Annotated in this window: 15 protein-coding genes and 1 pseudogene; 5 read left to right on the top strand and 11 right to left on the bottom strand. The window is 62.9% G+C overall.

Going from position 1 to position 25,454, the window contains the following annotated elements; all coding sequences use genetic code 11:
• Positions 1 to 22: 22 nt before the first annotated feature.
• Complete coding sequence (locus AWB68_RS01395) at positions 23 to 1,207, bottom strand: lipid-transfer protein (RefSeq protein ID WP_087642581.1); 1,185 nt, start codon at positions 1,205 to 1,207, stop codon at positions 23 to 25.
• A gap of 338 nt (positions 1,208 to 1,545) precedes the next feature.
• On the opposite strand from AWB68_RS01395, the gene AWB68_RS01390 reads away from it, so the two are divergent.
• Positions 1,546 to 4,296, top strand: a complete 2,751-nt coding sequence (locus tag AWB68_RS01390) for a winged helix-turn-helix domain-containing protein (RefSeq protein ID WP_087642580.1) — start codon at positions 1,546 to 1,548, stop codon at positions 4,294 to 4,296.
• 60 nt (positions 4,297 to 4,356) lie between these two features.
• On the opposite strand, the pseudogene AWB68_RS01385 reads toward AWB68_RS01390, so the two are convergent.
• The 8 genes and pseudogenes from AWB68_RS01385 to AWB68_RS01350 all read right to left on the bottom strand — a co-directional run bounded on the left by AWB68_RS01385 (position 4,357) and on the right by AWB68_RS01350 (position 13,507).
• Positions 4,357 to 5,743: pseudogene (locus tag AWB68_RS01385) on the bottom strand (MmgE/PrpD family protein).
• Positions 5,744 to 5,907: 164 nt separating this feature from the next.
• Positions 5,908 to 7,254: an MFS transporter gene (locus tag AWB68_RS01380; RefSeq protein ID WP_087642579.1), complete on the bottom strand. Its 1,347-nt coding sequence runs from the start codon at positions 7,252 to 7,254 to the stop codon at positions 5,908 to 5,910.
• 133 nt (positions 7,255 to 7,387) lie between these two features.
• Positions 7,388 to 7,798, bottom strand: coding sequence for a Zn-ribbon domain-containing OB-fold protein (locus tag AWB68_RS01375; protein ID WP_087642578.1), 411 nt, complete (start codon positions 7,796 to 7,798; stop codon positions 7,388 to 7,390).
• A 2-nt stretch (positions 7,799 to 7,800) separates the two neighbouring features.
• On the bottom strand, positions 7,801 to 8,961 hold the full coding sequence (locus AWB68_RS01370; RefSeq protein WP_087642577.1) for an acetyl-CoA acetyltransferase: 1,161 nt from the start codon (positions 8,959 to 8,961) through the stop codon (positions 7,801 to 7,803).
• 19 nt (positions 8,962 to 8,980) lie between these two features.
• Positions 8,981 to 10,141 (bottom strand): acyl-CoA dehydrogenase family protein, encoded by a 1,161-nt coding sequence (locus AWB68_RS01365; RefSeq protein ID WP_087642576.1) that lies wholly within the window; start codon positions 10,139 to 10,141, stop codon positions 8,981 to 8,983.
• A 14-nt stretch (positions 10,142 to 10,155) separates the two neighbouring features.
• Positions 10,156 to 11,697: an AMP-binding protein gene (locus AWB68_RS01360; protein ID WP_087642575.1), complete on the bottom strand. Its 1,542-nt coding sequence runs from the start codon at positions 11,695 to 11,697 to the stop codon at positions 10,156 to 10,158.
• Between the two features lie 21 nt (positions 11,698 to 11,718).
• Complete coding sequence (locus tag AWB68_RS01355; RefSeq protein ID WP_087642574.1) at positions 11,719 to 12,594, bottom strand: MaoC/PaaZ C-terminal domain-containing protein; 876 nt, start codon at positions 12,592 to 12,594, stop codon at positions 11,719 to 11,721.
• Positions 12,595 to 12,604: 10 nt separating this feature from the next.
• A complete protein-coding gene (locus AWB68_RS01350) occupies positions 12,605 to 13,507 on the bottom strand; it encodes an SDR family oxidoreductase (RefSeq protein WP_087642573.1) in 903 nt (300 codons plus the stop codon).
• A gap of 53 nt (positions 13,508 to 13,560) precedes the next feature.
• Here AWB68_RS01350 and AWB68_RS01345 point away from each other — a divergent pair, with 53 nt between their 5' ends.
• The 3 genes from AWB68_RS01345 to AWB68_RS01335 all read left to right on the top strand — a co-directional run bounded on the left by AWB68_RS01345 (position 13,561) and on the right by AWB68_RS01335 (position 16,611).
• Complete coding sequence (locus AWB68_RS01345; RefSeq protein WP_235028152.1) at positions 13,561 to 14,706, top strand: IclR family transcriptional regulator domain-containing protein; 1,146 nt, start codon at positions 13,561 to 13,563, stop codon at positions 14,704 to 14,706.
• 313 nt (positions 14,707 to 15,019) lie between these two features.
• The gene (locus AWB68_RS01340; protein ID WP_087642572.1) at positions 15,020 to 16,078 is read left to right on the top strand and encodes a catalase family peroxidase; all 1,059 of its coding nucleotides are present in this window, start codon (positions 15,020 to 15,022) and stop codon (positions 16,076 to 16,078) included.
• Entirely contained in the window at positions 16,078 to 16,611 is a 534-nt protein-coding gene (locus tag AWB68_RS01335; protein WP_087642571.1) for a cytochrome b, read from the top strand. The genes AWB68_RS01340 and AWB68_RS01335 overlap by 1 nt, the downstream gene beginning before the upstream one ends.
• A 210-nt stretch (positions 16,612 to 16,821) precedes the next feature.
• On the opposite strand, the gene AWB68_RS01330 is transcribed toward AWB68_RS01335, so the two are convergent.
• Together AWB68_RS01330 and AWB68_RS01325 are read right to left on the bottom strand one after the other, a co-directional pair.
• Complete coding sequence (locus AWB68_RS01330; protein ID WP_087642570.1) at positions 16,822 to 17,187, bottom strand: response regulator; 366 nt, start codon at positions 17,185 to 17,187, stop codon at positions 16,822 to 16,824.
• 45 nt (positions 17,188 to 17,232) lie between these two features.
• Positions 17,233 to 17,871: a response regulator transcription factor gene (locus AWB68_RS01325; protein ID WP_087642569.1), complete on the bottom strand. Its 639-nt coding sequence runs from the start codon at positions 17,869 to 17,871 to the stop codon at positions 17,233 to 17,235.
• Between the two features lie 460 nt (positions 17,872 to 18,331).
• Here AWB68_RS01325 and AWB68_RS01320 point away from each other — a divergent pair, with 460 nt between their 5' ends.
• Positions 18,332 to 25,447: a PAS domain S-box protein gene (locus tag AWB68_RS01320; RefSeq protein WP_087642568.1), complete on the top strand. Its 7,116-nt coding sequence runs from the start codon at positions 18,332 to 18,334 to the stop codon at positions 25,445 to 25,447.
• Positions 25,448 to 25,454: the final 7 nt, after the last annotated feature.

Below are 25,454 nucleotides of genomic sequence, written 5' to 3'. Positions count from 1 at the left end.
GTCGAAACCCGATTGCAAGTAGTTACTGACGTTCGTACAGCGTGACCACGCAGGCGCCGCCCAGACCGAGGTTGTGCTGAAGCGCGAGCCGCGCGCCTTCGACCTGGCGCCGCTTCGCATCGCCACGCAACTGCCAGACGAGTTCGGCGCATTGCGCGAGACCGGTGGCGCCGAGCGGATGCCCCTTCGACAACAGCCCACCCGACGGATTGGTCACGACGCGCCCGCCATACGTGTTATCGCCGTCGAGAATGAACTTCTCGGCGGTCCCTTCGGGTGTCAGCCCGAGGCCTTCATAGGTGATCAGTTCGTTGGCGGTGAAGCAGTCGTGCAGTTCGACTACGTCGATATCGGCCGGGCTGACGCCTGCCCGCTCGTACACCTGCCCGGCTGCCGCACGGGTCATGTCGAACCCGACCACCTTGCGCATGTCGCCTTCGTCGAACGTACTGTTGCGGTCGGTGGTCATCGATTGCGCGGCGATCGCGACTCGCGTATCGAGGCCATGCCTGCGGGCAAAGGCCTCCGAGCACAGGATCGCCGCTGCCGCGCCGCAGGTCGGCGGGCAGCATTGCAGGCGCGTGAGCGGATCGAACACCGCCGGCGAAGCCATCACTTCTTCGAGCGTGAGCGGAGTGCGGAACACCGCGAACGGATTGTTGGCGGCATGCCGACGCGCCTTCACGGAGATCAGGCCGAAGGTTTCCGGCTTGATGTCGTACCCTTTCATGTACTCGCGTCCCGCGCCGCCGAAAAGCTGCGCCGCGCGCGGTGCCGCTTCGTCGATACCCTGGACGTCCGTCATCGTCCTGACGAAGCGTTCCATCGGTGCCGGACGGTCCGGGTAGGCGCCTTTTAGCGCGCCCGGTGCCATCTGCTCGAAGCCGAGCGCAATCGCGCACTCGACGGCGCCGCTCTCCACGGCCTGACGCGCAAGGTAGAGCGCCGTCGACCCGGTCGCGCCGTTGTTGTTGACATTGACGACAGGAATGCCGGTCAGGCCGACGCCATAGATCGCCGCCTGTCCGCAGGCCGAATCGCCGAATACGTAACCGGCATAGGCCTGCCCGATCAGCGCGTAATCGATCCGCGCGTCGGCCAGCGCGGCACGCGCCGCGCGCGCACCCATCGTTGCGTAGTCGTCGTTGGCGCCGGGCTTGCTGAAGGGGATCATCCCTACGCCGGCGACCACCACCTTGTTGCTCATGTCGGATCCTGAAGAAATCATCTGAAAGCGCTGTTCAACCGATCCATCCAATAGGTTTATGGCCGTATGCGTCGCGCCGGCGGGCATCGTCCCTCGCCGGCGGTGACGGGCAGGCGTGCAATCGGGTGCTCACGGGCATCACGATGGCATCGCACGAGCCCGCCGTCAGACAGCCTCAGGCACCGACTTTAGGACCATCCGCCCCCCCTGTCGTGCATCGAACGGAGGAATTTGGTCGTGGTGGCAAATAGTTCGAAAGAACTACGACGGTGGCATTGGCATGTGAAACAATCGCAATAGTCGTCCTCTCAAGCGACGCAGACTGGAGACATTCGTTCATGAACATCGTTGGTGCCGACGACGACATCGGCAACGACAACAGTGTGCCGGGCGTGCTGGCATCGAAACTGATGCCGCCTGCCGACAGCCCGACCCAACTGGACCGGCCGCACCTCGTCGAAGCCATGTACGGCGCGCAAACCGCCCGGCTTGTGCTGATCCGCGCCGGAGCAGGCTTCGGCAAGACCACGTTGATGCAGCAGTACGCCGCGCGCTGCCGCGCCGCGCAGCGTAGCGCCGTCTGGCTGCGCGTCGATGCCGCCGATAACGATCTGCTGCGTTTCCTGATGCATCTGGAGGCCGGCATGGAAGCGTTGCCGATTCCGCGTAGCGGGACGCCCGAGACGGTCGCCCGGCCCGCGGGACGCCTGCCTGATCGCCTTCTGGAACGCATCGCGTCCTGCGCAAGGCCGTTCTCGATCCTCCTCGACGATTTCGAAGCGATCCAGAGCGTCCCGGTACTAAGCTTCGTGCAGCGTCTGATTCAGGCACTGCCGCCTTGCGGCACACTCGTCATCGGTTCGCGCGTCACGCCGGAACTTGGCGTCGGGCGCATCCGTGCGCGCGGCGAATTGCTCGACATCAACCCGGCGGCATTGCGCTTCACGCTCGCCGAGGCCACCGCGTTCATACGCGAAAAATGCGAACTGCCGCTCGGCGACAACGAAATCGCGACGTTGCATCGCTGCACCGAGGGCTGGGCCACGGCGATCTATCTGGCGACGCTGTCGCTGCGTACGCGCTCCGATCATGCGTCGTTTGTCGCATCGTTCTCAGGCACCAATCTCGATCTGGCCGAGTTCCTCGCGGAAGACATCCTCGTCAGGCAGAGCGAATCGTGCCGCACCTTTCTGCTGGACACGAGCGTACTGACCCAGCTATCGGCACCACTGTGCGACGCGTTGACCGGCCGCGACGACAGCCGCGAGATGCTCGACTACCTGGAGCGGGCCCATCTGTTCCTGGTGCCGCTGGATAACGAGCGCGACTGGTATCGCTATCACCGGCTTTTCGGCAGTTTCCTGCGCCACCGGTTGCATGTCGCAAACCCGGAACGCGAGCGGCAGTTGCACGCCGCCGCAGCGCGCTGGTACATCGACGCGGGCCGTCCCGTGCCTGCCATCGACCATCTGCTCGACGCGGGCCGGCCTGAAGAAGCGCTCGAGCAGATCGCGCTGCATACGGGTTCCGTGCTGGGTGCCGGACGCATCAGGATGCTGGCGCGCTGGCTCGACAAGATCCCGGCCGACGTGCTTGCAAGCCGCCCCCGCACGGGACTGACCTACGCCTGGGTGCTGCTGCTCAACCGGCGATACGCCGACGCAATGAAGACGGTGCATCGCATTCTCGCGGACAACGAGAGCGCTACCGATCGCGACAGTTTCGCGGTTGAAGCCGAAGCAGTCCGTTGTGTGCTGTTTGCGATGAACGACCAGGTCGACGAATGCCGCCGGTCCGGGTTGGCGATACTCGACCAGTTGCGACCCGACGCAATCTTTGCGTATTGCAGCCTCGCCAACTCGCTCGTGTACAGCCTCGTGAGCACCCATCGCTACGATGAAGCCCGTGGGGTGTTGTCCCGCGCACTGCAGCGCACGCAGGACCATCCCTTCATCCTGATGCGGGCCGTCACGGAGGCGCTCGAGGCCAACATCGATATGGTGCAGGGCCGGCTTGGCACCGCGCTCGCCCGACTCGAATCGGCAGCGGGGCGAGACTGGAGCAATCTTTATGGCGGAATGTCGGGCGGCAAGACGAGCATCGACGTCTCCTGGGCGCTCGTGCTTTACGAGACCAATTCACTGGATGAAGCAAATCGCCTTCTGGCTGGCGCGCTGCCCTTCGCGAAGGGCAACAGCCCTCCGGATACATTGATCGTTTGCCATCTGACCAGCGCGCGCATCGCTTATGCACGCGGCGACAAGGAACTCTGGCAGCGGCTGCTCGGGGAGTTGGAACAACTGGGGCGTGCAGTCGGCTCGGCGCGGATGAGGGGCTCCGCGTGGCTGGAACGGGCGCGGGCCGCGACCCTGGAAGGCCGCTTCGACGCCGCCGCGCAGGCGTTGCGCTCCGCCGCGCTGCATGGCGAATGGGAATGTGTCGACGTTTCCTTGCGCGCCAATGAAATCGATCTTTCCTTGATCGCTCAATGCCGGCTCGACATCGCGCAGGGCAACCCTGCGAGCGCAGCGGACACGCTGGTGAAGGCGATGGAACAGGCCACCGCCCGGCAGCGTCACTGGCGCGTGCTGAAGCTGCGCGTGCTGCACGCGATGGCGCTCGCCGGCATGGGGGAGCAGGAACAATCGTTCGCGGAATTGACGGAGGCGTTGCACATGGCAAGCCAGGAAGGCTTCATGCGCACCTTTCTCGACGAGGGCGAAAACCTTGGCAACCTGATCGGGCTCTGGGCCGCGCATCATCAGGGGCGGTTCGGGTCGTTCGGGATCGTGCCGGGCTTCGTCGAACGATTGCTGGCGCAGTTCGCGCCCGCTCCGCTCGATGCCGAAATAGCCGCCGCGGTCTCGCCGCGTGCGGTCACGGGTGACGCAGCCGATGCACTGACCGCGCGTGAACTCGACGTGCTACGCATGCTGTCGGCCGGTCACCGCAACCGCGTCATAGCGGAAAAGCTGTTCGTCTCTGAACTGACGGTGAAGTCGCACCTGCGCAAGATCAACTCGAAGCTTGGCGCGCAGAACCGGACGCAGGCGGTCGCGATCGGCAGGACGCGGGGCTTGATCCAATAGCGACACGCACGGTCGCGAGGCGTAGTGCTCGCGGTGCGACGAGCCATGAACCCGGTGCCGTTACGCTTCCACCGGGCGGCCCGTGAAGACCGATTTCGTCACCGCACACGAGGTTATCTGCCACGCTTCATCGAGCAGCTTCGACACCTCGCGCTCCGATGCCGCGCCCGAGAACGCAGCAAGTCGGCGGACCTTTTCAGCTATTTCGTCACGCTAACGTGTTGCCCGGGTCGCCCTTTGGTTCATCGACGCGACCCGCATAGCGGCGGCCATCGTGTGTAGTGACGGTAACCTTGCCGATCCAGCGAGCCGGATATGCGCGCTCCACTTCATCGTCGTAAGCCATTTCCACTTTGTCGCGGAACGCCGCCACTGGCGCCGCGTCGAAACCGCCTTCGAACTCGTTGACCCCCGCATAGCCATGCAACGCGACGAGTCCAAGCACGGTTCCCATGTTGAACTTCGCCTGATGCACGGTGCGCGGCACAACCACGGCCCCGAGAACATCGAGCGCAGCCTGATGCACGTGCGCGGTGACGCGCGCGATATCGGAAGCACCCAGACGCTCGCGCCCCATGACGGCAAGCAGCGCGTCGGCGGCAGGATGTGAGTGGCGGCACGACGCGTGATATTTGAACGACGTTTCCGCCGTCGCCCACCGCTCGCCGAGACGATCGACGAGCCGTGCCGGATCGGCATCGCTCGACATGCCCGCCGCCATGCCCTGCGCCCCTTCCAGGATACGCGTTGCGCCCCTGAATCCGTCAGCGGCGAGTTCTGCAGCCATCAGGCCGTTGGCTGCCGCCATTCCCGTATGCAGTTGTTTCGAATCGGCCGCATCGCGCAAGAACTCCCACAAGCCGCTTGCCTGTGTCCCCGCCGAACCGAACGCATCAAGCATCTGTTGCGGCGACAGGCCAAGCAGACGGCCCGCCGTGGCCGCGGCCGCCACCGTCCCGGCAGTGCCGGTTGTATGGAACACCTTGTAGTGAGAGCGGCCAAGAAACTCGCCCACGCGAATGCCTGTTTCGTAACCCGCCACCGCCGCCGTAATAAAGTCCCGGCCCGATGCGCCGCGAGCTTGCGCGAGTGCCAACGCAACGGGAAAAACGACCGTTGCCGGATGGAACACCGAACCGTTGTGCACGTCGTCCTGTTCCGCAAAATGCGACGCGGCGCCATTCACCATCGCTGCGAAATAGGGCGTCGTGCGCGTTCGGTCAATCAGTACTTCAGCGACGCCGCCCGCGCCCACCCCGTGGCCCGGGGCTGCGCGGCGGGCAAAAGCGGCAATCGTTTCGACCGGACGTGCACCTTTTCCCGCGAGTGCCGAGCCAAGCCAATCCACGTAGAGGTTCACGGTCCGCTCGACCACGTCCGGTGGAATCGTATCGAAGCGCAATTGTGCGGCAAAGGTTGCGAGATCAAGACTGGGATGATCGGTCATGGTGGTAGAAAAATGGATGAACGGAAACAACAGGGGCGTCAGATCGTGTTCGCTGCGCGCAGCACGTCGATAGCGGCATCGACGCTGCATTGAAGCACTGCCTTCTGACCATGATTTATCTGCGGAGAAGCCTGAAACGGGCTCTGGTGACGAGGCTTCCGCGTTCAGGATGCGTTCGCGCGCGCCGGCTGAATCATCCTGGCCGGAAACGCGATCAGCAATCCTGCGGAGGCAACGATCAACAGCAGCCCCACCGCGCCCATCGCAAGGTCCAGACTCCCGGTCAGGCTCTTCACCCAACCGATGATTGCAGTGCTCAAGAAGCCGCCCAGACACCCGAGACTGCTGATCAAGGCGATTCCGGCAGGCGCGTTGGACCTGGAAAGATAACTGGTGGGGATCGCCCAGAATACGGGGATCGCGCCGTACAGCCCGGTCGCCGCAAGCGCCAGCAGCGCGATCGTCCAGCCGACGCTTCCGCCGGTGAATCCCAGCAGAATAAAGCCCGCAGCCGATGCAACGAGCGACACCGCAACGTGGTAACGCCTTTCGAGCCGATAGTCCGAGTGCCGCCCAATTGCCCACAAACCCACGGTCGCCGCGAGGTACGGAACGGCAGACAGCCAGCCAATCGTGCGAAGGTCATTCACGGCCAGACCCTTGATGAGTGTAGGTACCCACAGGCTCATGGCGACGGTCGCGCACGTGATGGCGAAATAGGCAAACACCGCCGCATAGAAGCGTGGATCGCGGAACAGCGTTCCTATTGATTCGCTGCTCGTTACGGACTTGTCGGCGTGCTCGGCCTGCAAATCGGCAAGTACGATCGCTTTTTCCGAGTCCGATAGCCATTTGGCCTGCGCGACGCCGTTGGTGAGATAGAAATACGCAGTGATCCCCAACGCGATGGCCGGCAGCCCTTCATAGATGAATAAAAGCTGCCACCCTCTCAAACCGTGCAGGCCTGAAAGGTCATGCATGATCCACCCTGCCAGCGGACCGCCAATCCAGCCCGACACGGGAATGCCCATCAGGAAGATCGACATGATCCTGGCCCGGTATGTCGAAGGAAACCAGTAGGTCAGGTACAGAATCACGCCAGGGAAGAACCCCGCCTCGGCAGCGCCTAACAGGCAGCGTGCAACATACAGATGCGTCGGGCTGGTAATCAGGCTCATCAAGACGGTGACTGCGCCCCACAACGTCATGATGCGCAGCAGGGTCGCACGCGCGCCCACGCGTTGCAGATAGAGGTTGCTAGGCACTTCGAACAGCACGTAGGTGAGGTAGAACAGACCACCACCCAGACCATAGACTGCATCCGTAAAGCCCAAATCCTGCATGAACTGCAGTTTCGCAAAGCTCAGGTTGACACGGTCCAGATAACTGACGATGTAGCACACGAGCAGAAACGGCACGATCCTCCATGCGATCTTTCGATATGTCCTTGCAGCAGCCTCCGAAGTGTGGGTCGCGGCTGTCACCGGTTCCCGCGCAATTACAGTGTTCACGACGTCTCCTTGATTTGATTTTGACCATCTGCGGGCGTCGGTCGAAAGCCGCGCCCGATGGATCGCACGGAACGGATCGATGCCGATGCCGCGGACTTAAACAATCCTGATACCTCGCAACGTGGCGCTTCCTTCACGAGGCGAGTTCGAACTGAGGCAATTTGATCTGGTCGGATACCTTCTCGAACACAACCTTTACCCGCTTGCCGATGGCAATGGCGGCGAAGTCGCTGTTCACGATATTGGCCATCATTCGAACACCCTCGTCGAGATCGACGAGCGCTACCGCATAGGGCAGCCGCTCTTTCATGGCCGCGTTCGGCGCACGGTGGTTGATCGTGAAGGTGTACACCGTGCCCCGACCCGAGACCTCGTGCCAGTCGATCTGGTCGGACTCGCACGCAAGGCAGAACGGCCGCGGGAAAAATTGTCGCTGACCGCAGGCTCTGCAGCATTGCACGACCAGCCGCTCTTCATTCGCCGCGTTCCAGTACGGCTCAGTGAGCTGCGTCGGCTGCGGCAGCGGGCGTTGGACTTCAGTCATGCTCAGACTCCCAGAATCATGGTGGTGTTGCAGGAGAAGACAAGGCCGGGTGCATGGCACAACGCGAGTTCGGCCTTGGGAAGTTGGCGCTCGCCACATTCGCCGCGCAATTGCCTGACTGCTTCAATCACGACGAAAATCCCGAACATGCCAGGGTGCCCATACGAGAGCCCTCCCCCCGATGTATTGATGGGGAAGCGTCCGCCTGGTGCCAGCGCGCCATCGGCGACGAAACTGCCGCCCTCACCGCGCTCGCAGAATCCAAGTTCCTCGAGTGACTGGATGACTCCGATCGTAAAGTGGTCATAGATCTGCACCACATCGATGTCACCACGCGTCACGCCGGCCATCCTGAAGGCGGCTTCCGCGGTCTCGGCGACATTCGTGTCGAGCCAGTCTGTGGTGTTGAACGGTGTGTAGTGATGCGAATGCGACTCCGCCGCTCCCATCACATAAACCGGCTTGCCGCGCAGGTCGCGCGCTCGCGAGGCCGATGTAATGATCAAAGCGCCGCCACCGTCGGTCACCAGGCAGCAATCCCGTTGACGCAACGGTGTGGCCAGCACCGGAGAGTTCATCACTTCGTCGATGCTCGTCGGCTCGCGACGATATGCCTTCGGGTTGAGCTGTGCCCATTGACGGGCGGCGACCGCCACTTCGGCGAGATCGCGCGGCGTGGTGCCATAGCGGTGCATGTGGAGTTGCGCCACCATCGCGTAATAGCCGATCGGGCTCAATTGACCATAAGGCGCGATGAATTGGCCACGCGGCGAAGCCGGGCTGTCGGCGGCGACCGCACCACTCTTGCGCGAGCCGTCCGACAACTGAGTGCTTCCATAGGTGACCAACGCCACCGAACACATGCCGGCCGCAATCGCAGCCATCGCGTGGCGGATATGCATGATGTTCGACATGCCGCCAACGTTGGTTGAGTCAACGTAACGTGGCCGGACGCCGAGGAATTCCGACAGTTGCAGACTGGAGAACTTGTCGTCCGTGTGGGCGAACACGCCGTCCACATCGCGAAGGCTTAGACCCGCGTCTTTGAGCGCCTGGTGCGCGGCCTGCGCCTGCAGTTCGAGCGCCGTTTTCCCCGGCACTTTGCCAAGGTCCGACTCCGCCACGCCGACGATGGCGACGGAGCGAGACAAATTGTTTGTCATGGGGGTGTCCGTGAATTGTTCAGAGGGCACGCGCGATGACTTCACGCATGATTTCAGAGGAACCGCCGTAAATCCGATTCGGCCGCACATCGGTGTAGGCGCGCGCGATCGGATATTCACGCATGTACCCGTAGCCACCGAAGAACTGCATCAGGTCGTCGATGGCCCGCGTCGCTTCGCTCGCCCACAATTTCGCCATCGCTGCGCCGTCCGGGGTGAGCGTTCCGTCCAGATACTGCATGAGGCAACCGTCGACAAAGGCTCGCGTCGCGCATGCGTGCGTCTTGATTTCGGCGAGCCTGAAGCGGATGAACTGGTTGTCGATCAACGCCTTGTCGAATGCGCGGCGTTCCTTGACGTGAGCCAGCGTCCATTCGAGCGCCACTTCGAGCGCCGTGGCGCAGCGCAATGCAATCAGCAAACGCTCACGCACGAGTCCGCTCATCGCATAGCCAAAGCCGGCGTTCAGTTGGCCGACGAGCATGTCGTGAGGCACGAACACGTCGTCCAGAAAGAGCTCGGCAGTGTCTTGCGCTTTCTGGCCTACCTTGTCGAGCAAACGTCCCCGACTGAAGCCCTCTGAGGTCGTATCGACCCAGAACAAACTGATTCCACGCGCGCCTGCCGCCGGCTCCGTCTTGGCGAAGACCAGCACGCGGTCAGCGTGATACCCGTTGGTGATAAACGTCTTTTGGCCGCTCAGGCGGTAGCCGCCATCAACCTTCGACGCGCTTGTTCGTATCGCCTTGAGGTCGCTGCCTGCACCGGGTTCGGTCATTCCAAGGGACCCCACTACCTCGCCGCTCGCCATCTTCGGCAGGAAGGCGGCCTTCTGGGCCTCCGTGCCGAATTCGAGCAGGTAGGGCGCAACGTTCTCGGAGTGCGTGGTGAACCCGGTCACGCCGCTGACCCCCGCGCGAGCAATCTCCTCAAGGACCACTGCGCTGTGCAGGAAGTCGCCGCCACAGCCGCCATAGCTATCCGGAATGCTGGGCAACAGCAACCCCGCCTGACCTGCCGACTTCCACATATCGCGCGGGATTAGCCCGTCCTCTTCCCACTTCGCGTGAGACGGCTCGATCTTCTCGGCGATGAATCGTGCAACGCTGGACCGGTACAGCTCATGGTCGTGTGTGAACATCGCGCGCGGCGCGCGATACGTCTCTTGATCCCGTGTCATTTGCAACTGGCCCCTTAATGAGCAATACGGTTTTCAGTGGGCCAGTAGCTCGCCTTGACGGCACGCTTGAGCAGCTTTCCCGTCTCCGTTCGAGGCAGTGCCTGAACGAAATCGACTGATCGTGGACATTTGACGGGGGAGATGCGGCTGCGGCACAGCGCGATCAGCTCCTGCGCGAGTGCTGCGCTCGCGCGTTCGGGTTCGTGCAACTGGACGACCGCCTTCACTTCTTCGCCGAACTCCTCGTTCGGCACACCGACGACGGCAACATCGGCGACCGCTTCGTGCGTCATCAGGACGTTCTCCGATTCCTGCGGATAAATGTTGACGCCTCCCGAAACGATCGTGTTGGCAAGCCGGTCGGTCAGGTAGAGAAAGCCGTCGGCATCGACATAGCCGATGTCGCCATAGGTCGCCCAGCCGTGTTCGTTGTAGGCCTGGCGCGTCTTGTCAGGATCGTTGTGATACGCGAAGCTGCTGCCGCCGGAGAAGTACACGACGCCGGCTTCATCTGGCGCAAGCTCGCGGCCGTTCTCATCCACGATGTGAACCTGGCCGAACTCGGGCTTGCCGACCGAACCTTTATGTGTGAGCCATTCAGCCGAACTCAGCGACGTGCGCCCAACCAGTTCGGTCCCGCTGTAGTACTCGTACAGGATCGGCCCCCACCAGTCGATCATCTGCTCCTTGACGGAGACCGGACACGGCGCCGCGGCGTGTACGGCGTAACGCAGGCTGGAGAGATCGAACCTCGCGCGCTCCGCAGGGGCGATGCGCAGAAGGCGCACGAACATGGTCGGCACCCATTGCGAATGCGTGACCCCGTAACGCTGTATCGCATCGAGTGCGGTCAGCGGATCGAACTTTTCGAGCAGCACGCAGGTTGCGCCCGCGCGCATCGCTGCCATGTTCCAGCGCACGGGTGCCGTGTGATAAAACGGCGCCGTCGACAGATAGACCGAGTTGCTGTCGAAGTCCTTCCACTGGGTGCGCGGGTCGGCTCCTGCCTTGAAAAAACTGTTTGCCCCGGCGAGTGCGCGCTTGATGCCCTTCGGCATGCCCGTTGTCCCCGAGGAATACGAGAAATCCGTGCCCTCGATCGTTTCAGGCAGTTGCACGTCGTCGGGAATCTGAGCAAGCCACGCCTCGTATTGCAGGAAGTCCTCGCGCTCTCCTCCGACCAGCACGCGATTCAGCGGCATCGCCTCCAGCACGCCGGGCGCGAGATCGCCCAGCGTTTCAGTGGAGCAGAAAAGGGTTTTCGCGTTGCAATCGGTGACGATATAGCGCACCTCGTCCGCTTTCAGATGTCGGCTGATAGTCGTGTAATACAGGCCGATGCGATGCGCCGCCCACAGAATCTCGAAGTATCTGACATGATTTTCCAGCAGCACCGCGATGCCGTCTCCTACCTCGTGTCCGGCGGCCAGCAATGCGGCAGCGCACTTGCGCGAACGTAGTTCGAGCTCGCGCCAGGTGACTGTCCGTCCGGACGGCACCATCCGGTAGGCGACACCTTCAGGCGTCAGCTTTGCTTGATGTTCTATCGATGACATGGCGAACTCGTTGCGGTTGGCTTATGAAGGGCGGATGTCGGCGACACCGTTAGTGAGCACGGCGACCCCGCGCTCCGCAGCGACCATGCGAAAGCGCACGCCTCCTTCTGCTCGCCACATCTCGGCGCGCAGGGTGTCCCCCGGCAGAACCGGCGACGAGAAGCGCGCGCTCAGGCTGGCGAGCCGCGATGGCACGCTCGCGCATGCCCGTTTCAGGATGGCCCGTGCAGCCATGCCGTACGTGCACAGCCCGTGCAGTATGGGGCGATCGAACCCGGCCTTCTGCGCGGCCGCGGGGAGCACGTGGATCGGATTGCGGTCGCCGTTCAGGCGGTACAGCAATGCTGCGTTTGGCAAGGTGGGCATGTCCATGACCATGTCCGGCTCAACCGACGGCGTTGCCGGCAGCGCGTCGAGCGGCTTGTCCCCGGGTATGTCGGACGTAGCGAAGCCGCCGTCGGCTCGACAGAAAGAGACATGCTCGACAGTCGCGAGTAGCTGGCCACTATCGTGGTCCGCAATACTGCGCTCGGTTACGACCAGCGCGCCACGGCCAGCACCTTTGTCTATCACGCGACTCACGCGGGTCGTGCTCTGCAATCTGCCAGCAGCGGACAGCGTTCCGTAAAAGCGCATTCGATGCTCGCCGTGCAGGATTTGCATCCAGTCGATCCCGGTGCGCGGGTCAGCCGCCCATGGGCCTGGCGCCCCGACTGTGGCGAGAAAGGTCGGTACGACGCGTGTGCAGTCTTCATGCACGTATTTGAGGTCGTCATCGTCCAGTGGATTGCTGGCGATGCCGAGGCTTAGCGCATAGCGGATGCAGTCGTCCTCTACATAGGGCGAAATCTGGTCGTCAAACGCCCAGTGTCTGAGCTGGTGAAAATCGATGGTCATGATGGGCGCCTCAGATCGGATCCCAGCTGAACACATCGGGGGAGCGTTCAAGCGGCGTGAACGCTCGTTTGATCGCGGGCACAGCATGATCCGCGAGGCTTTCGAGCGTCCAGCCCTCGGATCGATGCACCGATGCCACTGGCCGCGGCTGGCTGATCACGAGGAGTTCGTTGCCGCGCACCGCCAGTACCTGACCGTTCACGTCACGCGAATCGTCTCCGGCGAGGAACGCCGCCACGGGAGCAACCTGTTCGGGTGTCATCGCCTGCATGCGTGCGAGGCGTTTCTTTTCCGCTTCGGTCTCGCTCGGCAGCGTGCCGATCAGACGGCTCCACGCAAACGGCGCAATGCAGTTCGAACGCACGTTGAACCGCGCCATGTCCAATGCGATGGATTTGGAAAGCGCCACGATCCCGAGCTTGGCTGCTGCGTAATTCGCCTGTCCGAAGTTGCCGATGAGACCCGCAGTGGACGTCATGTGCACATAGGTCCCGCTCTGCTGCTCCTTGAAGAACGGCGCAGCGGCGCGACTCACGTAGTAAGCGCCGTTCAAATGCACATCGAGCACGCCCTGCCATTCGGTGCTGGACATCTTGTGGAAGATTCGATCGCGCAGGATGCCAGCGTTGTTGATGACACCGTCGATGCGGCCAAAAGTGTCTATTGCCGTTCGCACAATCGCTTCGGCACTTTCGGGCGTCGCGACCGAGTGGGTGTCAGCTGCGGCTGTGCCGCCTGCCTCGCGAATTTCGTTCGCCACAAGGCTTGCTGGTCCACTGTCGCTGCCGTCGCCGCTGCCGCTTGAGCCGAGATCGTTGACGACTACTTTGGCCCCTTGTGTGCCGAGCAAAAGCGCGATTGCGCGACCGATGCCATTACCGGCGCCAGTGACGACGAAGACCTTATCTTTCATGGTGTATTCCGTTTGCGTGATGTGTGACCGCGAGATGCTGTCGGTGCGGATGGATGGTTGCTGCCCTGCGCTCAGGCTGCGTGGCCCACGGATCGGCCGACGAGATGGGCGGGGCAAGTGGGCGCGATCGCGACCGCGATGCGCTTGGAGCGGTGCATGGGCCTGACGCGCCAGCCGTCCGCGAAAACTTCAGTGAGTGTCAATGTCGTCTCCATTGTTATGGTCATAAGCATCTGTTTCGTCCGCCTAGCGGATATTACAGTCCGTTTTTCGATATTAGAGTCCGTTTTTCTTACAATGTCAAATCTTTCCGGCTACGTGAGGCCGATGTACGGATGGAAAATTTGTCGCGAATCGTGGACAATCCGTTCATGGCAAATCCAGACAACGAAGGTTTTATTCGCTCCTTTGCACGCGGTCTGTCCGTGATCGAAGCAATGGGACGCAGCGGAACACACACGGTGGCAACCGTTTCGAACGCCACAAATCTGCCGCGCACCGTGGTGCGGCGGATTCTCTTGACGCTCTGTGAGTTGGGCTTCGCGGCGGAGTCCGAGGAGAAAGGATTTCGGCTGACGCCGAAAGTCCTCAATCTCGGAATGACGTATCTGACGTCTCTGCCTTTTTGGGGTCACGCGCAGCGCGCGCTGGAAAATCTGTGCGTCCAGATCGGGGAATCGTGCGCGCTAGCGGTGTTCGATGGCAGCGAGGTCGTGTACGTTCTTCGCATTCCATCGCCAAAGATCATGTCGTTGCGCTTGGGAATGGGCAGTCGCTTGCCGGCATTCGCGACCGCGCCGGGGCGCGCACTTCTCGCCTATCAGAGTCAGCAGTTTCTCGACCACTATGTCGACGCGGTGGAACTGAAAGCCTTTACGCCTTCCACTGTCGACAGCAAGGCATCGCTCATGGCCGAACTGGATGTGGTGGTGCGCGATGGGTACGCGTGGGTGGATGGTGAGTTCGACCGGCATATTTGCGGCCTCGCGGTACCGGTGCGCGACGAGCATCGCAACGTGGTCGCGGCAATTAGCGCGAACGTGCTGTCCGACGAGACGAGCCGGGAGCGTGCCGCAAAGGACATCTTGCCGGCATTGCGCGCTGCGGCCGAACAGTTGTCAGGTCTCGCGCCCGCATTTCTCGGTCCGGGAAACTGGCCTTCGGCGCGGGCGAATGGAACAAATTCGGCGCGAAGCTGACCTTTCGGCAACACCTTTCTTGTCCGTTCGATGATCCGCCCTGATTGCTGATGTGGGAGACGCCCGCGTCCATCAGGTGAACACGTCGGTCAGCATCGGTATGAATGTCAGCACGCCGACGATCAGCACCCGGGCCGTGCGTAAGAGGGAGCATCGGCTCCGTCAAGCCGAAGTCCACAACGCGTACGCCGATGACACTGGCGTACGCGGGTTCGTTCGTTGGTCGCAGCGATCGGCGTTTGCACGTCGCGTGCACGATTCGCGCCTTGCTGATAGATTACTCCCGAGCAGAACCGTCGATCGAGAGCGTCCAATGGCCGGCAGACCCGATTCCCCCGCATCCAATGTCCGTTCGCTGATCATCATCGCCGTCGTCGCGGCGGCGTTGGTCGCGGCCTTCGCGTACACGGCGGGCTGGCTTTCGCCGCAACGACTGACGCCGGCGAAGATCGTCGACAGTCTGGCGCCGCCCGGCGGCCCGGCGCTTGGCTTTCGCCGGAACCACGCGAAGGGTATCTGCTTCACCGGCGAGTTCGAATCCAATGGCGCGGCCGCGCATCTGTCCAAAGCGCGCATGTTCGCCGCCGGCACTTATCCGGTCACGGGGCGCTTCAACCTCGCCACGCCGGACGCGAAAGCGTCGGACGCCATGGCGCGAGTGCGCGGCCTGAGCTTGCGCATCGTCATGCCGGATGGCAGCGAGTGGCGCTCCGCGATGATCGATGCGCCGGTCTTTCCCGTGGCCACGCCGCAGGCGTTCTATGAACTGCAGCACGCGCTCGCCAACAAGGGCGATCCGAACGCGATGAAGAATTTCGCCGCCGCTCACCCGGAGATCGGTGCGTTCGGCGCATGGGCGGGCAGCGCGCCATGGACCGCGTCCTATGCGGAGGAGCGCTACAACAGCCTTAACAGCTTCATCTTCACCAATGCCGAGGGGCAGGACGAGACCGTGCGCTGGTCGTTCGTGCCGGCGGCCAAGCCCGAGAAGCTATCCGCCGACGAATTGAAGCAGAAGGGCGCCGATTTTCTGAATGCGGACATCACGCAGCGCGTCGGCAGCGGGCCGCAGCGCTGGTCGATGGTGGTCACGGTTGCCAATCCGGGCGATCCGACGGCCGATCCGAGCAAGGCCTGGGGCGAGGATCGCCGCACGGTAGAGGCGGGTACGCTGGTGGTCAAAGCCATCGAGCCCGAGCCTGACGGGCCATGCCGCGATCTCAACTTCGATCCCACCGTTCTGCCGCCGGGCATGCGCGTCTCCGACGATCCGTTCCCCGCCGCGCGTTCGGCCGCCTATTCGGTCTCGTTCAACCGCAGGGCCGCCGAGGACAAGGACTATCCGCATACCGCCGCGCAAGGAGCCAAGTGATGACCCCGATCCACACGCGGTTCTCGCCGCTGCAGCGCGCTTTGCACTGGATCATGGCGATCTGCATCCTGGCGATGCTGTTCATCGGCGTGGGCATGGTGTCCACCGTCAAGCCCGACTATCTGAAGCTGGTGTCCATCCACAAGCCTTTGGGCATCGTGATACTCGTGCTCGCTTTGATTCGCCTGGTCGTGCGGCTCGTGCGCGGCGCGCCGCCACTACCCGCGGACATGCCCGTGCCGATGAAGCTCGCGGCTTATTTGTCGCACCTCGCGTTCTATGCGTTGATGATCGCGCTGCCGTTGCTGGGGTACGGCATGCTGTCGGCGGCGGATTATCCGGTCGTGGTGTTCGGGGTGCAATTGCCTTCGCTGCTGCCGCATAGCAATGAGTTGCATACGGTGCTGTGGAATGCGCACAAGTTCCTCGCGTTGTGCTTCTTCGCGCTGATCGTCGTGCATCTGGCAGCGGCGCTGTTCCATGCGCTGGTCAGGCGTGATGGGGTGTTTCGCGCGATGGCGCCGTGGCGGTGACGAGGTCTGCGCGTTTCGAGATTTCGGAGAGGTACGTCGGGGGGTGAGCGCGTTGCTCGCAAGCGGTTTTAATCCGTGGACTTCTAGCGTTGCTGGGAGATTGCGCAAGGCGACTTTCCATCATCCAAAACGCGGACACGGATCACGGTTAATGCGGACGCAGTGGCCGTTGTCGTCGACGATAACGTTTGAATTTTTCCAACCGCGCGTTCAAGCGATGCTATCGAGCAAGTCCAGCAACGCGTCCCCGTCGACGGGCTTTCTAAAGAAACCCAACGCGCCTTTCTGGAGATAGTAGGCTTCCGTATGCTCGCTCGGCTTGCCTGTGATGATGATGACGGGTGTCGTCGCGGGGGAAAGAACCGTTCTCTCCAGCACCTGAATGCCGTCGATGGGCCGCATGCCGAGGTCGGTGATGACGCATACGAGGCCCGCATAGCCATCGGCGAAAAAATCCAGTGGAGATTCGTAGGCCCGCGTTCCATAGCCGCCCGAAGCGAGCAGGTTCGCAAGAGACGCCAGAACGCGCCGGTCATCGTCAATCACGGCAACGGTCCGCGCCGGAGGCGTGATCATCATCTTCTCCGGGTCGTCGAGTCCAGCAAGGAATTGGCGTTGGCGTCAGGCATCGAACGCGGTCGTCGGCGATGCTTCGAGCCGCAGTCTGCTTGCCTGCCTGACCAGCGTGGCAAATGAATCCGCCTGCATTTTTCTCATGATGTGGCCGCGATGCACCTGCACGGTATATTCCGTAATGCCAAGCATTGCCGCGGCCTGCTTGTTGAGCAGACCGCTCGCGAGCAACGGCAGAAGCTCCTGCTCACGCGGCGTCAGCGATTGGTAGAGCGCGCGGAGCGCCGCTGTCTCTTCCGCCTCCCCGCGAAGAACGTGCGCCCGGGCGAGTGCCGAATCGACCGCGCGCATCAGCGCGTCTTCATCGACGGGTTTGGTGAGAAAGTCAACCGCCCCGCCCTTCATGGCCAGGACCGTGGACGGCACATCTCCCCTGCCGGTAATGAAAATGACGGGAATACGCGAGTCCCTGCTGACCAACTCCTGAACTTCCAGCCCGCTCATGCCGGGCATTCTCATATCCAGGATCAGACATGCAACGACATCCTGACGCGGTGTGTCCAGAAACTCCCTGCCGGAGCTGAACGCGTGGACGTCTCTTCCGTTTGCGCGCAGCAGCGCGGAGAGCGCTTCCCGCACCCGTCTGTCGTCGTCGACCACATACACCACTTCGCTTGCGGATTCCATGGAACCCCTCGGTTGTTAGATAAAAGCCTGAAAGCCTCTCCTAACTTCGGCACGGCAGGCCCACGAAAATCTCGCCGAATGTCGCTCTTGCGCGGTCGTGTCGACAGAAAATTATAGTCGCGCGAATCGTCGTCCGGAAGCGCGGACGGCCGTCTTGTGCATTACATGAATATGTAATGGCGCCACCCGCCATGAAGATGTAACTTCGTCTCTTAGCCTTGGATTGATCTCTTTGACGCTGACCGCGCCCTTCCCCGCCGGTTGCCATTCCTCTACCCTGCAGACGCCGGGTAAGGACTCCATGCAGCCCCGCAATCACCGCTTTTCGACAACCACGGTCGTCCGTGCCAACCGGGACAGGTTTATTTTGGGCGACTAGTATCTTCTATTCTCTGATACCGTTTCGACAGTCATCACGCCGCTCACGACCCGGGCAAGCACCAGAACGGACCGGCATTCCATGAACCAGATCGAACCCGATGTGGACCGCACTCCGTGGCTCCGCGCGCGCGACGGAACAGTCGTCGGTCCCGAAGATTCCGGCTACAAGCCCCTCGACGGTCTCCTCGATGCACCGCTGGACCTGGAGGCCTTCCTCATCCTCGCTATCGGCATCGCGTCGGCGCTGGCCAAAGTCCACCAGAGCGGGCTCGTGCACAGGGATATCAAGCCGGCCAACATCCTGGTGAATCCCGATGGCGGTGAAGTCAGGCTTACAGGTTTCGGCATTGCATCGCGGCTTGCGCGAGAGCGTCAACGACCCGAGCCGCCCGAGTCGATCGCCGGTACGCTCGCCTATATGGCGCCGGAGCAGACCGGGCGGATGAATCGTTCGGTCGACTCCCGCAGCGATCTCTACGCGTTCGGCGTGACGCTGTACCAGATGCTCACGGGAAGCCTGCCGTTCACCGCTGCCGATCCGATGGAATGGGTGCACTGCCATATCGCGCGAGAGGCGGTCCCGCCGCGCGAGCGTGTGGCGCACCTGGCGCCGGTCCTATCCGCGATCGTGATGAAACTGCTCGCCAAGACCGCGGAGGAACGCTATCAGACCGCGGCAGGCGTTGAAGCGGACCTGCGACGCTGCCTGGCGCATTGGGAAACCGGGCGACGCATCGGTGACTTCCCGCTCGGCGAGCGCGACACGCCTGACCGGTTGATGATTCCCGAGAAGCTGTACGGGCGCTCGCGCGAGGTCGAGACTTTGCTTGGCGCCTTCCGTCGCGTCGTCGAAACGGGGGCGCCGGAACTCGTGTTGGTCTCGGGATATTCCGGCATCGGCAAGTCGTCCGTCGTCAACGAACTGCACCGCGTGCTGGTGCCTTCGCGCGCCCTCTTCGCCTCCGGAAAATTCGATCAATACAAGCGCGACATCCCCTATTCGACGCTGGCGCAAGCGTTTCGGAGTCTGTTAGCGCCGCTGCTTGGCAAAAGCGAAGCAGAGCTTGCGGCCTGGCGCGATGCGCTCAGGGAAGCACTGGGACCGAATGCCGGACTCGTCGTGGATCTCGTTCCGGAAGTGTCGCACGTCATTGGACAGCCCGCGCCGGTCGCCGAGTTGCTTCCCCAGGATGCGCGCCAGCGGTTTCAGCTCATGTTCCGGCGGTTTATCGAAGTGTTCGCCCAACCGGAACATCCGCTGGTGCTCTTCCTCGACGATCTGCAATGGCTCGATGCGGCGACGCTCGACCTGATCGAGGACCTGCTGACGCAGTCCCATCCGCAGAACCTGTTGCTGGTCGGCGCGTATCGCGACAACGAAGTCGATGCCGCGCATCCGCTGATGCACAGACTCGATGCCATCCGGGCCGCGGGCGGCACGGTGACAGAAATCGCGCTCGCGCCGCTTGCAAGGGAACATCTCGAACAGATGATCGCGGACGCTCTTCGTTGCAAGCCGGAGCAGGTCGCGCCGCTCGCATGGCTGGTGCATGACAAGACCGGCGGCAATCCGTTCTTCGCCACTCAGTTCATTGCTTCGCTAACCGAAGAGGCGATGCTTGTCTTCGATCATGATGCGGCGCGCTGGTCGTGGGACCTCGATCGCATCCATACGAAGGGCTATACCGATAACGTGGCGGCGCTCATGGCTGGCAAGCTGTCCCGTCTGTCCGTCGAAACGCGGCAAGACCTGCAGTTGCTTGCGTGCATCGGGAACAGCGCCAAGCTCGCCTTGCTGGAAGCCGTTTCGCCGCGCGCGGCAGACGATGTCCATGGCCGGCTTTGGGAAGCCATTCGGGCGGGTCTCATCGCCTGCACGGAGCATTCCTGCAATTTCATCCACGACCGGGTTCGGGAGGCGGCGTACTCGATGATCCCGGAGGAGGCGCGTGCGCAGATCCATCTCCGGATAGGGTGGGTGCTTGCTGCCTGCACCCCGCCGGAAAAGCTGCCTGAGATGATCTTCGAAATCGTTAACCAGCTCGACCGCGGCGCTCACCTCATCACGTCGCAGGACGAGCGCGAGAGGCTTGCCGAGCTGAACCTGATCGCCGGCAAGCGCGCGAAGACCTCGTCCGCGCACGCTTCGGCGCTGACGTATCTGCGCGCCGGCGCGGCGCTGATGCGGGACGATGCGTGGGAGCGCCGGCAGGAGCTTGCCTTTGACCTGGAACTGGACCGGGCCGACTGCGAGCTTTGCACGGGCGCACTGCCTGCGGTGGAGGAACGTCTCGCGGCGCTTGCCACGCGTGCCGCCGACACGCTCCAGCGAGCGGCCGTCGCGATCCGGCGCGTGGATCTTTACACGATGTTCGGGGCCAGCGACCGCGCGGTCACGGTAGGCCTCGAATACCTCCGGCATGTCGGCATCGATTGGGCCGCGCATCCCGCTCAACTGGAAGCGCGCCGCGAGTACGAGCGGATCTGGTCCCAGGTCGGAAGCCGGGCAATCGAGGATCTCGTCGACCTGCCGCTGATGAGGGATGCAGAGTCGCTTGCCACGCTCGACGTGCTCATCGCCCTCGGAGCGCCAACGTTATACACCGACGAGAATTTGTACGCGCTCACCGTCTGCAGGGCGGTGAATCTCAGCCTGGAGCACGGCAACAGCGACGCCGCGCCTGCGCATTACGTCGCGGTCGGGCTGATCGCCGGCGACCGCTTCGGCCATTACGACGCAGGCTATCGGCTTGGCAAGATGGCCTGCGATCTGACCGAGCGTCGCGGGTTGAAGCGCATGGGTGGAAAAACCTATCTCGTCTTCGCACTCGTGGTGCCATGGACACGACCGTTCCGGGAAGCTATCGATCCGGCCCGACGTGCATTTCAGATGGCGAACGAGCAATGCGACCCGACGTTTGCGGCATACGCCTGCCGCACCGCCAGTTCCACTCTTCTCGCTTCGGGCGATCCACTCGATCGGGTCGAGCGCGAAGCAGAACAAGGACTGGAGTTTGCGCGCACGGTACGGTTCGGATTCGCTGCCGACATGATCTCCGTCCTGCTCGCGCTCGTGCGCATGCTCCGCGGCGAAACCGCGAAATTCGGCTCGCTCGACATGGGTTTGTTCACGGAGGACGCGTTCGAGGCGCGCCTCACCGGTCACCCGGCTCTGGCCCTGCCCGAATGCTTCTACTGGATCCGGAAGCTGCAGGCTCGCTTCTTCGCTGGCGACTACGCATCCGCTATCGATGCCGCGGAACAGGCGGAAAAATGGTTTGCGACATCAGCGTCGCTGTCGGTCATGCTGGTGGAGAGAGCGGAATTCCACCTCTATGCCGCCCTCTCTCATGCCGCATGCTGCGAGCCGATGGGTCCCGATCCGTATGCAAGGCATCGGGAGGCACTGGCGACCCATGAGCGGCAACTCCGGGCCTGGGCGGGAAACTGCCCGCAGAACTTCGAGGATCGCGCGGTGTTGGTCAGCGCGGAGATCGCACGCATCGAGGGGCGACTGCCCGAGGCAATGGAACTCTACGAGCGAGCTATTCGCGCGGCGCGTTCAAATGGCTTCGTTCAAAACGAGGCGCTGGCCTACGAGCTGGCTGCCCGTTGCTACGCGGCGCGCGGCTTCGAGGAAATTGCGCATCTGTACCGGGGAAACGCACGGCGCGCGTATTCGCGTTGGGGAGCCCCTGGAAAGGTGCGACAACTCGATCGGCTCTATCCCGCGCTGAGGCAGGACGATCGCGCGCCGGGCGCCGCTGGCATGATCGACGCGCCAGTCGAAGATCTGGATCTGGCTACTGTGATCAAGGTGTCCGAGGCGGTGTCGGGCGAACTCGTGCCGGAAAAGCTCATCGAAGCGCTGTTGCGCACGGCCATCGAATATGCGGGCGCGGACCGTGGGCTGCTGGTTCTCCCGTGTGACAGCGAATTCGTGATCCAGGCGGAAGCGAAGACTTGCGGCGGCACCGTCGCGGTCAGCCTGCGCGAGACGCCCGTTTCCGCGGACGAGCTTCCCGAGTCGGTGATCCGTTATGCGGCGCGCACCCACGAGAGCGTGATCCTCAACGATACGTCAGCCGGGAACCCGCACTCCACCGACGCGTACATCGGCGCGCAGGGTGTCCGCTCGGTACTCTGCCTGCCGCTGATGAAGCAGGGCGCACTGGTCGCGCTGCTGTACCTGGAAAACAGGCTTGCGGCAGGCGTCTTCACGCCCGACAGGATCTGCGTCTTGAAGCTGATCGCTTCCCAGGCGGCGATTTCGCTTGAAAACAGCAACCTGTACGGCGAAATCCGGGAACGGGAAGCGCAGATCCGCCGACTGATCGACGCCAACATCGTCGGGATTATCTTCTGGGACCAGCGTGGTCAGATTTTCGAGGCCAATGACGCGTTTCTTCGCATCGTCGGCTACGAGCGCGCGGATCTCGTCGCGGGTCGCTTGCGATGGACCGACCTGACACCCCGCGAATGGCTCGACCGCCAGCAAGAACGAAACTTGCAGCAGTTCAAGCAGACCGGCAGCCTGCCCGCGTATGAAAAGGAGTATTTCCACAAGGACGGCAGCCTGGTGCCGGTGCTGATCGGCGTGGCCGCTTTCGACGCGCAATGCGAGCGCGGTGTGGCCTTCGTCGTCGACATGACGGAGCAAAAGCGCGCAGAGGAAGAATTGCGGCGCAGCCGCCAATACCTTGCGGAAGCGCAGAAGGTCAGCCACACCGGAAGCTGGGCATGGAGCCCTGTCTCAAATGCCATTCTGTATTGGTCGGACGAGTGTTATCGCGTTCACGGCCTGGACCCTGCGAAGGGCCTGCCTTCGTTCGAGCAAGTCACGGAGGACGTTTTTCCGGATGACCGCGCCCGAACGGTGGAAAGCTTCACGAAGGCCGTACGCGAAGGTTCCGACCTGGAAGTCGAGTACCGATGCGGGAACTGCGACACCGGGGTGAGAACGCTCCGTTCCGTGGGGCATCCGATTCGCGACCGCTCGGGGCAGGTAATCGAGTACATCGGCTGCACGATCGATGTCACTGAGCAGAAGCGTGCCGAGGAGGAACGCAGAGAGCACCTGTGGTTCCTCGAATGCATGAACCGGATCAACCGTGCCATGCAGCGAACCAACGAGGTCGAGGGCATGACGCGCGGCGTGCTCGAGGAGGCATTGGCGATCTTCGATTGCGATCGGGCCTGGCTGCTCTATCCCTGCGATCCCGATGCGCCGACGTGTCGTGCGGTGATGGAGCATACGCATCCTGACCATCCGGGCGCCTTCGCGCTCGACCAGGCGCTGCCGGTGGACGCCCCGACGGCGCAGATCCTGAGCGACATGCTGGACGCCCCGGGCGCGGTGGTGGACCCGGGCATCCCGCCGGCGATTCGCGAGCGGTTCAACATCCTGTCGACGATCGCGATCGCGGTTCGTCCAAGGGGCGACAGGCCGTACCTGTTCGGGCTGCACCAGTGCTCGCATGTGCGCGACTGGACCACCGTGGAGCGGCGGCTGTTCGAGGAGATCGGCAGACGCCTGGAAGATGCGCTGACGAGCGCGCTCGCGCACCGCAGCCTGCTCGTGAGCGAGGACGCGCTGCGCACGAGTGAGGAACGCTTCCGAACGCTCGTCGACCACGCGACGGATGCCATCTTCCTGTACGACGAGGAAGGGATCGTGCTCGACGCAAACCGTCAGGCCTGCGAGACGCTGGGTTATGCGCGTGAGGAACTCATCGGCATGCGCACCTCTCAGTTCGATCGCGACATCACGCCGGAGAAGTTTCAGCGCATCAAGCGACAACTGCGCGAGGACGGTAGCGTGACGTTCAACGGCCGCCGTCGACGGAAGGACGGCAGTCTCTTTCCCGTCGAGGTGCGTGCACGGGCGTTCGAACGCGGCGAACGCCTGTTCGCGATTGCACTTGCGAGCGACATCACCGACCGCAGGCGCCGCGAGCAACGGCTGCTCGCGCAATTCAACGTCACGCGGACGCTGTCGGAAGCGGGCTCGCTCGAAGAGGCTGCGCCGCGCATCCTGAGCGAAATGTGCGAGGCACTCGAGTGGGATCGTGGAGCGTTCTGGCGCGTCGATCAGGAAGCCGGCGTGCTGATGCGCATGCAAACGTGGCCGTCGGCGGCCTTCGCGCGGGCTGGCTCCGGACCTGTGTCCGAGTTGGTGTCCGGGGCCGGCGGCATGGGCGTGGAACTCCCTGCGCGAGTATGGTCGAGCGGCGCACCCGCATGGATTCCCGACATGGCGCTCGATCGGGAGTCCCAGCGTGCAGAACCAGCCGCGAACGAAGGGCTCCACGCGGCCTTCGCCTTCCCGATCACGCTCAAAAGCGGCGTACTGGGCGTGATCGAATTCTTTAGCCGCGAAGTGCGCGACGCCGATCCCGAGCTCGTGCAGATGATGACCTCCGTCGGCAGCCAGGTCGGGCAATTCATCGAGCGCACGCGAGCGGAAGACGCGCTGCGGCATGCGCGGGAAAAGCTTGCGCAGGCATCACAGATGGCGACGGTAGCCGAGTTGTCCGCCTCGATCGCGCACGAAATCAACCAGCCGCTGCAGGCCGTCGTGGCCCACGGGCAGGCGTGCCGGCGCTGGCTCGCAGCAACGCCGCCCGACATCGACAAAGCGCGCCTCAGCGCCGAAGCCATCGTCCGCGACGGATATGCTACGGCCGATGTGATCAGCCGCATCCGCGCGCTCTTCAAGCGCACGGCTCCTGCCAAGGTCGATCTCGACATCAACAAGCTGATACTTCAGGTCTGCACGCTGATGGCTGATGAAATCCACGGCAACGCGATCTTGCTGGAGACCCAGCTAGCCCAGGACGTGCCGATGATCCGAGCCGATGCGGTGCAGATTCAGCAGGTGATCGTCAACCTCGTGCGCAACGCCATCGAGGCGCTCGCGACGACCGTGGAACTACCGAAGTCGCTATTGATCCGCTCCCGGCGCGACGGTGACAACGCCGTGGTCGACGTGCAGGACGAAGGCATGGGGCTCGCAAATCTGGAGACGATATTCGAGCCATTCACCACCACGAAGGAAACGGGCATGGGCATGGGGCTCGCGATCTGCCGGTCGATTGTCGAAGCACACGCCGGCCGTATCTGGGTCGTGCGTAATGATGTCCGTGGCGTGACGTTCAGCTTCAGCCTTCCGAGCGAGACTTCGGATGCAACGTGAAGCCGGC

The organism is Caballeronia choica (genome assembly GCF_001544535.1).
In the GTDB taxonomy this organism is placed as follows: Bacteria; Pseudomonadota; Gammaproteobacteria; order Burkholderiales; family Burkholderiaceae; genus Caballeronia; species Caballeronia choica.
This window is presented reverse-complemented; position numbering and strand designations above follow the sequence as displayed.